General features: G+C 61.6%; 14 protein-coding genes and 1 tRNA gene. 10 read left to right on the top strand and 5 right to left on the bottom strand.

What is annotated here, in order from left to right; genetic code table 11:
- Positions 1-34: 34 nt before the first annotated feature.
- Together rpoH and NKJ55_RS18600 are read right to left on the bottom strand one after the other, a co-directional pair.
- Complete coding sequence (gene rpoH / locus NKJ55_RS18595; RefSeq protein WP_023678514.1) at positions 35-946, bottom strand: RNA polymerase sigma factor RpoH; 912 nt, start codon at positions 944-946, stop codon at positions 35-37.
- A gap of 187 nt (positions 947-1,133) precedes the next feature.
- Positions 1,134-2,174 carry an RluA family pseudouridine synthase gene (locus NKJ55_RS18600; RefSeq protein WP_352451133.1) on the bottom strand — a complete coding sequence of 347 codons (1,041 nt, stop codon included), beginning with the start codon at positions 2,172-2,174 and terminating at the stop codon, positions 1,134-1,136.
- Positions 2,175-2,200: 26 nt separating this feature from the next.
- Here NKJ55_RS18600 and NKJ55_RS18605 point away from each other — a divergent pair, with 26 nt between their 5' ends.
- From NKJ55_RS18605 to NKJ55_RS18615, 3 genes are all read left to right on the top strand, one after another.
- Complete coding sequence (locus tag NKJ55_RS18605; RefSeq protein WP_023678516.1) at positions 2,201-2,584, top strand: hypothetical protein; 384 nt, start codon at positions 2,201-2,203, stop codon at positions 2,582-2,584.
- Complete coding sequence (locus NKJ55_RS18610; protein WP_023678517.1) at positions 2,581-2,988, top strand: VOC family protein; 408 nt, start codon at positions 2,581-2,583, stop codon at positions 2,986-2,988. The genes NKJ55_RS18605 and NKJ55_RS18610 overlap by 4 nt, the downstream gene beginning before the upstream one ends.
- 90 nt (positions 2,989-3,078) lie before the next feature.
- A tRNA-Glu gene (locus tag NKJ55_RS18615) sits at positions 3,079-3,153 on the top strand.
- A gap of 514 nt (positions 3,154-3,667) precedes the next feature.
- Here the strand turns inward: NKJ55_RS18615 and NKJ55_RS18620 are convergent.
- The gene (locus NKJ55_RS18620; RefSeq protein WP_031212146.1) at positions 3,668-4,735 is read right to left on the bottom strand and encodes an adenylate/guanylate cyclase domain-containing protein; all 1,068 of its coding nucleotides are present in this window, start codon (positions 4,733-4,735) and stop codon (positions 3,668-3,670) included.
- 116 nt (positions 4,736-4,851) lie between these two features.
- Here NKJ55_RS18620 and NKJ55_RS18625 point away from each other — a divergent pair, with 116 nt between their 5' ends.
- From NKJ55_RS18625 to tolA, 4 genes are all read left to right on the top strand, one after another.
- A complete protein-coding gene (locus tag NKJ55_RS18625; protein ID WP_023678521.1) occupies positions 4,852-5,292 on the top strand; it encodes an SRPBCC family protein in 441 nt (146 codons plus the stop codon).
- A 418-nt stretch (positions 5,293-5,710) separates the two neighbouring features.
- Positions 5,711-6,292 carry a VOC family protein gene (locus NKJ55_RS18630; RefSeq protein WP_352451134.1) on the top strand — a complete coding sequence of 194 codons (582 nt, stop codon included), beginning with the start codon at positions 5,711-5,713 and terminating at the stop codon, positions 6,290-6,292.
- 27 nt (positions 6,293-6,319) lie between these two features.
- Positions 6,320-7,183 (top strand): glutathione S-transferase family protein, encoded by an 864-nt coding sequence (locus NKJ55_RS18635; RefSeq protein ID WP_352451135.1) that lies wholly within the window; start codon positions 6,320-6,322, stop codon positions 7,181-7,183.
- Between the two features lie 398 nt (positions 7,184-7,581).
- Positions 7,582-7,947 carry a cell envelope integrity protein TolA gene (gene tolA / locus NKJ55_RS18640; RefSeq protein WP_352451136.1) on the top strand — a complete coding sequence of 122 codons (366 nt, stop codon included), beginning with the start codon at positions 7,582-7,584 and terminating at the stop codon, positions 7,945-7,947.
- A gap of 137 nt (positions 7,948-8,084) precedes the next feature.
- Here tolA and NKJ55_RS18645 read toward each other — a convergent pair whose 3' ends face one another.
- Positions 8,085-8,300 carry a hypothetical protein gene (locus tag NKJ55_RS18645; RefSeq protein ID WP_352451137.1) on the bottom strand — a complete coding sequence of 72 codons (216 nt, stop codon included), beginning with the start codon at positions 8,298-8,300 and terminating at the stop codon, positions 8,085-8,087.
- A 333-nt stretch (positions 8,301-8,633) separates the two neighbouring features.
- Here NKJ55_RS18645 and NKJ55_RS18650 point away from each other — a divergent pair, with 333 nt between their 5' ends.
- Positions 8,634-9,605 (top strand): DUF2865 domain-containing protein, encoded by a 972-nt coding sequence (locus NKJ55_RS18650; RefSeq protein WP_352451138.1) that lies wholly within the window; start codon positions 8,634-8,636, stop codon positions 9,603-9,605.
- An 83-nt stretch (positions 9,606-9,688) separates the two neighbouring features.
- On the opposite strand, the gene NKJ55_RS18655 is transcribed toward NKJ55_RS18650, so the two are convergent.
- Entirely contained in the window at positions 9,689-10,042 is a 354-nt protein-coding gene (locus NKJ55_RS18655; protein ID WP_352451139.1) for a hypothetical protein, read from the bottom strand.
- A 652-nt stretch (positions 10,043-10,694) separates the two neighbouring features.
- On the opposite strand from NKJ55_RS18655, the gene pstS reads away from it, so the two are divergent.
- Positions 10,695-11,756, top strand: coding sequence for a phosphate ABC transporter substrate-binding protein PstS (gene pstS, locus NKJ55_RS18660; protein WP_352451140.1), 1,062 nt, complete (start codon positions 10,695-10,697; stop codon positions 11,754-11,756).
- Between the two features lie 59 nt (positions 11,757-11,815).
- Positions 11,816-12,805, top strand: a complete 990-nt coding sequence (gene pstC / locus NKJ55_RS18665) for a phosphate ABC transporter permease subunit PstC (RefSeq protein ID WP_352451142.1) — start codon at positions 11,816-11,818, stop codon at positions 12,803-12,805.

A 12,805-nucleotide genomic window follows, 5' to 3' on the forward strand; every position in this document is an offset into this window, starting at 1 on the left:
TGACGCCGCCGTTATTTGTTTCTACCGGAAGGCCTTACGCCGCCGGCTGCGCCTCGATGGTGCGCAGCGCCTGCGTCTGGCGCTTGGCTGCGGCCTTGACCGCGTCCTGCACCTTCTCGAAGGCGCGCACCTCGATCTGGCGCACGCGCTCGCGGCTGATATCGAACTCGGCCGACAGCTCTTCAAGCGTCAACGGCTCATCGGCGAGGCGGCGCGCCTCGAAGATGCGGCGTTCGCGGTCGTTGAGCACGGCAAGAGCGCCCGACAGCATGCCGCGCCGGTTTTCCAACTCGTCCTGCTCGATCAGCATCTCTTCCTGGCTTTCGTGGTCGTCGACCAGCCAGTCCTGCCATTCGCCGGACTCGCCTTCACTGGCCCGGATGGGCGCATTGAGCGAGGCGTCGCCCGACAGACGACGGTTCATCGACACGACTTCCGCTTCCGAGACGTTCAGCCGGGTGGCAATCTCGGTGATCTGATCGGGCTTCAAATCGCCTTCGTCGAGCGCCTGGATCTTGCCCTTCACCTTGCGCAGGTTGAAGAACAGGCGCTTCTGGTTGGCGGTGGTGCCCATCTTGACCAGGCTCCACGAGCGCAGGATGTATTCCTGGATCGAGGCCTTGATCCACCACATCGCATAGGTGGCGAGACGGAAACCGCGCTCCGGTTCGAATTTCTTGACGGCCTGCATCAGGCCGACATTGCCTTCCGAGATCACCTCACCGATCGGCAGGCCATAGCCGCGATAGCCCATGGCGATCTTGGCGACGAGCCGAAGGTGGCTGGTGACGAGCTTGTGCGCAGCCGTGGTGTCCTCATGCTCGGCATAGCGCTTGGCGAGCATGTACTCTTCCTGCGGCTGAAGCATCGGAAAGCGGCGGATTTCTTCCAGGTAGCGGCTGAGACCGCCTTCGCCGGAAACGATACTGGGTAATGACTGGGCCATGATAGCGCCCCCTCTCTATTGGAGTGATGCCCCCGAAACGCGGCGGGCATGTGGCGCGAATGCCAAAGGCACATTCGCACCAACCGACATATATAGGAACAAAACCAGAAAGACAGGCATTTGTTCAACACGAAACAGTGTGTCACGTTGAAGTGAACAGCGCCGGTCAGGTTTTCAGGTGGTTGGTTCAGAGCTTGCGGAAGCCGTCGACGAGTTCCTCCATGTCCCACGGTATCGGTGCTTCGAACCTCATCGTTAGATGGGTATCCGGATGCCGAAATGCAAGGAGGCGGGCGTGCAAAGCTTGTCGCGGAAACGTTTTTACCTTGCTTCTTAGCGGCTCGGGCAACCGATTGGCCTTGGTGCGGAAAGCCTGGCCGTATTCGGGGTCGCCAATCACCGGATGGCCGATATGGGCCATGTGGACGCGTATCTGGTGAGTGCGACCGGTTTCCAGCCGGCATTCGACCAGGCTCGCCGTGGCGAATTCCTGCTGCTGCTCGCCAAAGCGCTCAACGACGGTGAAATGCGTGACGGCGTGGCGCGCATCGTCGCGGCCTTGCGGCACCACGGCGCGGCGTACCCGGTCGGCGGCGCGGCCGAGCGGCGCGTCGACCGTCCCGGTCGGCCTTGCCGGTATGCCCCAGACCAACGCCAGATACGCGCGCTCGAGATCGCCGGTCAGGCCGTGGTCGGCAAAGGCCTCCGACAACGCCTTGTGGGCGCGATCGGTCTTGGCGACGACCATGACGCCACTGGTCTCCTTGTCGAGGCGGTGGACGATGCCCGGCCGTCTCACCCCGCCGATGCCCGACAGGCTGTCGCCGCAATGATGGATCAGCGCGTTGACCAGCGTGCCGGTCCAGTTGCCGGCGCCGGGATGCACGACCAGCCCGGCCGGCTTGTTGATGACGATCAACTCGCTGTCCTCGTAGAGGACGTCCAGCGCAATATCTTCGCCTTGCGGCGCCGCCGGTTCCGGCTCCGGCACGTCGACCGACACGCTGTCACCTTGTGCCATCTTGCGCTTCGTTTCGTCGACCTGCCTGCCGCCGATCCTGACCGCGCCCTGCTTTATCAGCATCTGTACCCGGCTGCGCGACATGTCGGGGCCGAGCCTAGCCGCCAGCCATTGGTCGAGCCGCTGGCCGGCCGCATCGGCGCCCGCCTCCAGCACGATCGGTCCGGCCCCTATTAATTGTCTGACCTCTTCGTTATGAGCGCTCATCGAAAACAGTTCCGGAATCTGCTGCCATGGCCCGGCCGCTTGCCGACGAAGACGAGGAAAAGCCGCTCGACCCCGAGGTCGAAAAGGTGCGGAGGAAGCTCGTCCGCTTCGTCGCCATCAATCTCGGCCTGCTGTTCCTCGCCCTTATGGTGGTGATAGCAGCACTTGTCTACAAAGCGCGCAACGCGCCGCCTGCCGCCCCTCCGCTAAGCAGCGACATCCAGGTGCCGATCGGCGAAACGGTCAACGGCGACATCGTGCTGCCGGTCGGCGCCAGGGTGATCAGCCAATCGCTGTCCGGCAATCACCTGTCGATCGACGCCGAGCTGCCCGACGGCAGCCGCGCCATCTTCGTTTATGACATCACCGAGCGCCGCATCGTCGGGCGTTTTTCGATCAGGAACAAATGACCGGTTTTGCCGAACACCGCAGCATTGCCACGGTCGCGCTTGTCGTCGCAAATTATGACGAGGCGATCTCGTGGTATGTCGACCGGCTGGGTTTTGTCCTCACCGAAGATGTCGATCTCGGCGGCGGCAAACGCTGGGTCACGATCACGCCGGGCAACGGGCAGGGCGCGCGGCTGCTTCTCGCCGAGGCATCCGGCGATGCGCAAAAGCACGCCGTCGGCAACCAGACCGGCGGGCGGGTCTTTTTGTTCCTCGAAACCGACGATTTTGCCCGTGACCATGCGTTGATGCTCGAAAAGGGCGTCGAATTCCGCGAGGCGCCCCGGCACGAGACCTATGGCACTGTGGCGGTTTTCGCCGATCTCTATGGAAATCTCTGGGACCTGATCGAGCCAAAACGCTAGGCTTGCAGCGGATATTTCACCGGCGCGATCGGCAGCCGTAAGCCTAGTTGCTTTTTCCCAGCCGTCAGCCTATATCGCCGGTTCTTGAACGCGCCCATCGTCTAGCGGTCAGGACACCGCCCTCTCACGGCGGGAACAGGGGTTCGATTCCCCTTGGGCGTACCAAGTCTCTCCAAGCTCTCGGCAAACCATCAATCCGATCCATCGCCTTGAGTCGCGGCGGGTTTGGCTCATTGCCGCTTCTGGCGCAGCGGAGCCGATTGCATTAGCATTGCATCGTGGGTCTTGAGGCACAGCGTTAGCGGCGCGCAGAACGTCGCGCTGAACAGGGCAGTCGATGCCACGCGGGGAGGAGCCAGATACAGAAACTACAATCGCAAGGCGTCCATCACGCTGGTCGGCACTGCCTGGAGCCGACCTGAGCTACAGCTGCCGGCGGCGGATCGTTTTGGCGAGCTCGGCGAAGGCGCCTCTCCCTCGAAGGGTGGATGCCGGGAAGGCCCTCTTAGCACCGGCCAGCGAAGCTGCGCGCGACGCGCATGGCTGGGCTCTAAACGCGCCATACTTTAGTTGCAGTATCGTAGCTTCTTTGCCGTTCGAATTTCTCTCGGTCATGGCTTCGCACGATACCAAGATATGCTGCGAACGACACATCCACGGCGGGGCTCAACCATTCGATCTATTCCGGCAAGCCGAAAAGTGTTTGCGCGCCTGCTATTCCTCCGAGCGGATGACTGCCCATGGCGATCATCCGCTCGGTAGTTTCTGCCTCGAACACTGTCGACGCGAGCACCGTCCGTCCCAACGGCTTGCACAGCCCTTCGATGCGGCTGACAAGATTTACAGCCTTGCCGATCGCGGTGAAGTCCAACCTGCCGGCAGTGCCGATATTCCCCCAGAGTATCTCGCCGACATGCAGGCCAATGCCATATCCGAGCTCAGGGCCGCCATTGCGGCGCCGAGTTTGGTTGAGATGATCTATCCCGGCGCGCGTGGCCTTCACGGCGCGTACCGCAGCGTCACATGCGGCATTTGCATCGCGCTCGCCAATCGGGAAAATCGCGAGGACGCCATCACCTATAAACTTGAGAACCTCACCACCAAATGCGTGCACCGCGCCGGCGACGCAATCGAACCAGGCATCAAGTACCAATACGATCTCGTCTGCATCATGAACCTCGGATAGATCGGTGAAACCTCGAAGGTCCGCGCACAGAAGCGCAGCCCGTATCGTCTCTCCCTTTAATCGACGAGAATGACCGTTGAGCACATGTGCTGCACTGCGCTTTCCCAAATATGCTTCGAGCAATGCGCGTTTCGCGGACCGTTCTGCGAGTGCGGTCATCGGAGCCGCAGCAAACCGGGAGATTTGCCGCAGCAGCTCTGACTGCGCCTCATCCGGAGTATGATCGAACGCCCACACCAAAGTCGGTGCGACACCGCCCGCTCGCTCGTCGAACACGATCGCCCGCGTTGTGCCAAGCCACTCCCGCAGCACGAGCCGGGGATCGGCATTCTGGCGGTCGGCGCCTATCCCCAAACCCTCGACCACTTCACCCCCAGAAGCTCGCCAGAGCCAGATACGGCGTGAAATGATTGGGTCGGGAGCATCCTGCGCCAGCGCGCCGGCGATGATCGGCAAGCCGTCTTCCAGCAAATGCGTTGAGAGCTGCAATAGAAGTCGCCCACCGTCGCCAATATGCGCGGCGTCGTCCAGAAGGAATGAAAGCGACTTTGCGAGAAGCATCGGTAGAAGGTCACTCGGCTCCGGCTTATGCTTACGCCTCGAACATCTTCTTGCAACTCCCCATATTCGCTTCAATCATGCACGGCATTCGATGCGGATGTGACCTGGAGTGAGCGATGGCGGAATCGGTTTACACAGAAATTGAGGTCGCCGCGCCACAAGCGACCGTGTTCGCGCTTTTGACGGATCCGGACCAGATCGTGCGATGGATCGGGACCGAAGCGAATTTGGATGCATCGCCGGGCGGTCTGTTCCTCGTCAATGTCGGTGGTCGCCATATGGCGCGCGGTGAGTTCACCGAGGTGATCCCGGTCCACCGTCTTGCCTACAGTTTTGGCTGGGAAGACAACGAGACAGTGCCGCCCGGCTCCAGCCATGTCGAGATCGACCTGATCGCGAGGGATGCGGGGACACTGATCCGCTTCACGCACAGCGGACTGCCGAACGCAAAGGAGCGTGACAGCCACCGAAGGGGATGGGAGCACTACCTCTCAAGGCTGAAGATCACTGCCGATGGGGGACATGTCGATCCCGATGTGCCGATGAAGAATATGTGATTTTCATCTAAGGGCCACGGATGCCCGTAATCCGAACCAGGCGCGGCATGCGTCAACGAGGCCCCTTTGACCTGCCGTCGCCAAACCGGCCGCTCGGGAAACCCAGCGACCTGCGGGCCGCCGCACCATTACAGCTGCCGGCGACGGATCGTTTCAGCGAGCTCGGCGAAGGCGTCCGCGATCCCGGTGCCGCTCTTGGCGCCTGCGTGGAGTTCTTGAAACTCAGCGCTTCTGGCGCAACGTCTCGGATTGAATTAGCATCCGTTCATCAAAGCTCCGGCCGCACTCCTGCAGGATGCGGAATGCGGAGCGCAGGCGAGCGAGGCCGGGCGCGGTCACATGCCGGGCGCCGATCCAAGCGCGACTGGGCATCCGAACTTCCGTTCGGCGGCAAGACGGCGTGGCCGGGAGGAGTCAGATGCAAAAACTACAATCGCAAGGCGTCCATCACATCACGCTGGTCGGCGCCGGACGTCAGACCTCGATCGATTTCTGGGAGGGCGTGCTCGGCATGCCTTTCATCTTCGAGCAGCCCAACCTCGACAAGCCAAGCGAAAGCCATCTCTATTTCGATCCGGGCGACGGCCGGCTGATCACCGTCTTCACCGACGAGAGCCGCACGCCGGTCAAGCGGCGCACGCCGACCGATACGGGCTGCGTCCATCACATCGCTTTCGCGGTGTCGCGCGTCACCTTCTTGCAGGCGGTCGCCCGGCTCAACAAGCGTGAAATCAAGCACAGCGGCGTCAAGGATCGCGGTTTCATGGATTCGATCTACTTCGAGGATCCGCTCGGCCTGCTAATCGAGCTCGCCTCCTACCGTTTCGAGCCGCCGGCGGGCTTCACCCATGCCGACGTGCTGATGCAGGCGCACAAGATCCGCGTCGCGCGCGGCGATTACAACATCGCCGAAGTGCACCTTGCCGATGCGATCCAGGCGCTTGTCGAGCACTTGCGCGCAACCTTGTCGGAGGATCGCGCACCGAAAAATCCATACTGACGACACGCCAAACAAAGGGAGGACATAATGGCAAAGACAGCAACGAAGAGTGCGAAAAAGCCCGCCGCCAAGGCAGCCAAACCAGGAGCGAAGCCGGCGGCCAAAGCCGCCGCCAAGTCAGCGGCGAAAGTGGCAAAGCCGGCGACGAAGGTCTCCGGCAAAAAGCCCGCGAAGGCCAAGGCGAAGCCTGCGAAAAAGCCGGCGCTCACGCTCAGCATGCTGAAGCCCAGCGTCAACAATATGAGCGTTCGGGTGTTTGCACGCGCCGCCGGGCTCGATCATTCCGAAACCGACGTTTGGGGCCTCACGCGCTCGCCCGAATATATGGCGCGAAACCCGGCCCATCTTACGCCGATGATCGAGGACAAGGGCCTGCCGAGAGGTGTCTTGTGGGAAAGCTGCGCCATCATGCAGTATCTCGCCAACAAGCACGGGCTGGAGAAATTATATCCCAAGGCGCCGGCCAAGCGGGCAATGATCGACAGCGCCATGTTCTACCTGATCGGCACGCTCTACCCCTATGTGGCGCGCGCCACATATCCTGTACTGAATTTTCCGCAATATGCCGGCGAGGTCGGCCACAGCGACGCTCATCCCGACAAGAAGTCGGAAGCCCAGAAGGCCGCTATAGAAGCGATAGCCGAGCCGCTGGAGGTGTTTCACAGCTTCTTCAGGAACGGCAAGCCGTTCATCGGCGGCAAGAACCCGTCGATCGCCGACATCCGTTTGGCGGCGACGCTCGAGTTCCTCGCCGTCATCGACTACGCGCTGCCCCAATGGGCAAAAGACTATATGGCGGCGATCGAGAAGAAGCTCGGCAAGGCCTATGCCGACCCGGCCGCCGACGTGCGCGGCTATATCGCCTATGTGCGGTCGCAGGCCAACGCCTGAGGCACAAGCCAATAGCGGTCGTCCGCACGTCTGCAGGAGCCGGTAATGAACTGGGGATTTTCTTAATCTCCCCTGTTTGCACGATGTGGGGAGCTTAAGGTTTCGTTAACCTAAACCCTTTCTACTGAATCCACCTCCAGCCCGCGACCACGGATGTACTGGCGCGGATGGAAAGCAAAGGTCGGCTGCGCGCCGGCCTTTTGCTTATTTCAGCCCCTGTCGAAGTTGCGCCAGACGGCGTTTCACGACGCCTGCATGGCTGATGAAACGCGTCGCCGCCATCTTGTCATCGCCGCTGTCGGCCCTACCATCGAAGTTCGTCCCGTCCTCGAGGGCGGTTCAAGGACAGAGGCCCTGCCATGAAAAGCATTGCTGGAATGATGGTGATTGCAGGCGCCATGCTGGTGGGCGCAACCGGTCAATCGAATGCAGCGACGCTCAACACCATGCCCGAGGTCGGGGCTGCCATCCAGGCGTGCTGGACCCCTCCGGCGAATGCCGGGAATTCCACCGTCACCCTGAGCTTCAGCTTCAGGCGCGATGGCACGCTGATCGGCCGGCCCAAGCCGACCGCCATCCGCGTCTCCGGCGAGGAGAAGACGCGCCAAGCTTTTGTCGACGCGGCGGTCGCGGCCGTGGACCATTGCCTGCCGTTGAGCTTTTCACCGGCGCTGGCTCAAGGCATCCCGGGCAAGGTGTTCACTCTGCAATTCAACTCGCCCAAACAAGAACAGGTTGCACCGCGAGTGAAGGCTTCGCCTTGATCTTTTCCGACAACCGGATTCCACTTTTCGGGACCTAATGCATGTCGCGCAAAAGTGTGCAGCGGTTTTGCGACAACGACATGCATTAGACAAGAACCTAAGCGCGTCGCATGAGGCCCGGTCGACCGCGATGCGCTTTAGTGGCGCCTTCGTCTCGCCTCGACATGTCGCGCCAGTTCCGGCATCTCGAAGACATAGTCGCTCCAGGCCGATTCCGGTATCTGGCCGGCAAGATAGCACTCCAGCAAAAGCCCCTGCTCGTGGTCGAGTGGCCTCGGTGCGCGTTCATGGTCCAACCCAAGTGAATGGAACAGATTCCTGGTCAGGTCCGCGACAGTGAAGTGGATCGACATTTGCGGTCTCCTCCTTTGGCCGCTCAACGCCGATCCCAGGGCTAAGGTTTCAGCAACGGCCGGCCGGTAACGCCGGATTGATCGCGATGCCGAACCCGCCGCGCGTATCAAACTTCGCCGTGGCGGGCGTCCGCCGGCGTTGCTGCCGGTTCGTCTCAATCTTGAAATAAAAATGTAATATTGAATTTACACGAGTGGATCTAATACACTAGAGCTAAAGTCTCTGGTGGCGGTTTGATCTACTTCAATTAGGAAAAACTGATTTAGCTAGTACTTATCCATAGTCGACAAAGAAATCCTGTTCTCGGTGCAACAAGGATAATGGTCGTTCCAGTGACACGCTTCTGGCCCCTCACGATTCTGATGCTGGTGTCGGCAATAGCCGTTGCGCTCGGCACATCCTTCTCCTACGCGGATAGCTGCGGTGCCATCAGGAGCCAATTGCTTTCGGCGGGGCGCAGCGGCGGGACCAGCCCCGAGCTTGCCCAACTGCGCCGGCAACTCGCCGCGATTCAAAAGCTTGAGAGACAACGCAGATGCACGGCGAAAACGGCCGGCTTCTTCTTCAATCCCTGCGCCGACCTGGTCAGCAGCAAGGCGGAGGTGCAACGGCAGATCGCCAGACTGTCGAATTCGAGCAGGGACACGTCCGGTTTGAAGGCCAGGTTTGTCGCGCTGGGCTGCGCCGCCCCCGCTGCCAAGAAACAGCCGGCGCAGCAACGCACGGCACCCAAGGCCCAGTCCGCAGGCACAACAATTGGCGGCAATCGGATGCTGTTTTGCGTTCGCTTGTCGGACGGATATTTCTTCCCCGCGCCAAAATCGCAGTTCGCCAAGGGCGACGATCTGAAGGAAACGGTCGATCAGTGTCGCTACATCTGCGACGATGCCGGCGTCGACCTCTATACGCTGAGCGACGCCACTCGCGAGACCGAGGAGATGGTCGCGCTCGAGTCGGGAAAACCCTATGTGGAGCTACCTGCCGCGTTCCGGTACCGCGACGACGCGAACTTCAAGGCCTGCGACGTCAAGCGCTATTACCGGCGCGTCGCCGAGCTCAGGGCACGAACCGTGACACCGGCCAACATGAGCAACGCCATCATTCCGTTGCCGACGGCAAAGCCGGATCTTGGCGTCGTCGCGGAAATTCCTGAATCCGGGATCGAAACTGCCGGTGCCGCTCTCGCAGGGGCAAAAACGCCGGTTTTCGAGGTGCCAGGGATTGCCCAGCATCAGTCGATCGAGAAAGCGATCGGCGCGCGGCCGGTGAGAGTGGTCGGGCCGGCCTTTTTCCCGGCGGACTGACCAGGGCGGGCGATGTTCCGAGACGGCTGGCCGGATAGCCGCTTCAAGGCCTGGAGCCGTACGCATCGACGGACGTCGGCTGGTTATTCGCAGACCATGCGGGCCCGTTTGCCGGGCTCGCTGACATTCTTGCAAGTTAGAGGCTTCGTCGGCTCCGGCGACAGCATGGGCGGGTTGTTGGTGACCCTCCTCCGAGGCGTTGCAACGGAAGCCGCGCTCCTGCGCACCGCCGGCCTTTTCGGCGTTTGCGGCGCCACTGGAAAGACGTCGGTCTCCAGTTGCGACTGTTCGGCTTGCGCCTGCGGCGAAGGCCTGTCCCAGAAACGGCGAACATCGAGCGGCTTGGGAATGATGACGGTGCCGTCATAGCTGCGCGCGCAGCCGCTTCCCAGAGGCAGCGCCAGGCACAGGAAGACAGGCAGAATCCGTCGAGACATCAGCAATACCCCTGCAAGCTTATAACGCTGCTTCGGCCTAACCGACAACCGGCGGAATAGGGCGAAGGGAGTAGATACCGTGAAGTAGAGTCGTCGCACTTCCAGTCGAAGGCGTTGCTCGAAGATCGAGCGCCGGGTCGGGCGCGGATGGAGGTCCAGCGCGAGTTAGAACCTTGCGATTCGTCAACGCTTCCAGCGTAAGGCCATGGTGCGATCGCACCATACCAAAGCTGCGCTCAGTGGCGACAATGGGATATTCGAAGTTCCGCTCCTCCAGTTACGGGCGGGAGCAGCGACCGCCGGCAAGAAACAGGGTCAGATTTACCCCAACGGACCTGTTTCGGCGATGGCGCGGCCATGACACGTTCTGGCTGCATGCAACGCGCTCCCGTCCGGCTTTTTTCTTTTAAAGCCGGTGGCTACGATCGCCGAGCAGACGATGCCGGCCGGAATTCACGCAAGCTGCTGATTCCAGCGGCAAACCGCGGCCCATGCCGACAAAGCCCGCGGCCGCTCCTTCTTAACCCGGCTGGGCGCCGTTACCGGAGCGACATGAAACTGTCATGCGACTGTAATAATCGGGGGCTATTGGCCTCAGCGGGCGCCGGAGGAATGGCGCCGAGAGACCATATTCCGAACAGGAGCAGGCCACATGAGACATTTCATCCGCTCGGCGGCCGTTGCGATTGCAATGGCTGCGGCGACGACCACCCTCACCCTGTCCGCCGCGCTCGCCGCGGACATCTCCGGCGCCGGCGCCACCTTCCCCTACCCGATCTATGCGAAGTGGGCCGACACCTACAAGAAAGACACCGGCGTTGGCCTTAACTACCAGTCGATCGGTTCCGGCGGCGGCATCAAGCAGATCAAAGCCAAGACCGTTACCTTCGGCGCTTCGGATGCGCCGCTCAAGGGCGACGAGCTTGAAGCGACCGGACTGGCTCAGTTCCCGATGGTGATGGGCGGCATCGTTCCCGTCGTCAATCTCGAAGGCATCAAGCCCGGCGAGTTGGTTCTCGACGGCCCGACGCTGGCCGACATCTTCCTCGGCAAGATCACGAGCTGGGATGACGAAGCGATCAAGAAGCTTAATCCGGACGTCAAGCTGCCTTCGCAGGCGATCGCGGTCGTTCACCGTTCCGATGGTTCGGGCACGACGTTCAACTTCACCTATTACCTCGGCGACGTCAGCGCGGACTGGAAAGAAAAGGTCGGCGTCGACAAGGCCGTGGAATGGCCGGTCGGCATCGGCGCCAAGGGCAACGAGGGCGTTGCCAACAACGTCTCCCAGACCGGCGGCGCGATCGGTTATGTCGAATATGCCTACGCCAAGCAGAACAAGCTCACCCACACCGATATGATCAACAAGGACGGCAAGAAGGTCGAGCCCGCCGCGGCGGCGTTCTCGGCGGCAGCGGCCAATGCCGACTGGAGCTCGCAGCCGGGCTATGGCGTCATCCTCGCCAACGAGCCGGGCGCCGAGTCCTGGCCGATGACGGCGGCAACGTGGATCCTGCTCTACAAGAAGCCGGATGATGCCGCGACCACCGGCGAAGCGCTCAAATTCTTCGCCTGGGCATACGACAAGGGCGACGAGATGGCCGGCGAGCTGGACTACGTTCCGATGCCCGACAAGGTGGTTGAGAGCGTCAAGGCCATGTGGGCCAAGGAAGTCGTCGGCGACGACGGCAAGCCGCTCTACTCGGCTATGTAATCTCCTCCAGGGAGGGCGTCGATGGCGCCCTCCCTGTTGCCTTCAATCGCGAGGACCCAATGACCATCGCTTCCGATGCCATGCCATCATCTGCAGCAGCCCGGGCCAGGGAAGCTACGGTGCGGCGCTTCGCGCTCACAGATGCCATATTCCGCGGACTCACCCGCGCTTCCGCAATTCTTGTGCTGGTCATCCTCGGCGGTGTCGCGATCTCGCTGTTTGCCGGCTCGTGGCAGGCGCTGTCGTCCTTCGGTTTCTCCTTCCTGACGACTGAAAGCTGGAATCCGGTCACGGAAAAATTTGGCGCACTGGCGCCGATCTACGGCACCCTGGTCACGGCGGCCATCGCCATCCTGATCGCGGTTCCGATCGGCATCGGCATTGCAGTCTTTCTCACCGAGCTCTGCCCGCGCCCGCTCAGGCGCCCGATCGGCATAGCGGTCGAGCTGTTGGCCGGCATTCCTTCGATCATCTACGGCATCTGGGGCCTGTTCGTGTTCGCGCCATTCCTGCAGACGACGATACAGCCCTTCATCATCAACATCTTCCATGGCGTGCCGGGACTATCCAGCCTTTTCGCCGGCCCTCCTTACGGCATCGGCCTTCTGACCTCGGCGCTGATCCTCGCCATCATGGTGTTGCCCTTCATCACCTCGATCACCAAGGATGTCTTCGATACGGTGCCGGCGGTGCTGAAGGAATCGGCCTATGGCATCGGTTGCACGACCTGGGAAGTGACCCGGCGCGTGGTCATTCCCTATACCCGCATCGGCATCATGGGCGGCGTCATGCTTGGCCTCGGCCGGGCGCTCGGCGAGACCATGGCGGTGACCTTCGTCATCGGCAACGCCCACCGCATCAGTGCCTCCCTGTTCGCGCCGGGCACGACGATCTCGGCGACCATCGCCAATGAATTCACCGAGGCCGACGGCGACCTCTACACCTCCTCGCTGGTTTCGCTCGGCCTGATCCTCTTCGTCATCACCTTCCTGATCCTTGCCGCCGCCCGCTATATGCTGATGCGGATCGACGCCCGTACGGGAGCCTGA

Source organism: Mesorhizobium sp. M0106, from assembly GCF_040322715.1.
Taxonomy (GTDB): Bacteria; Pseudomonadota; Alphaproteobacteria; order Rhizobiales; family Rhizobiaceae; genus Mesorhizobium.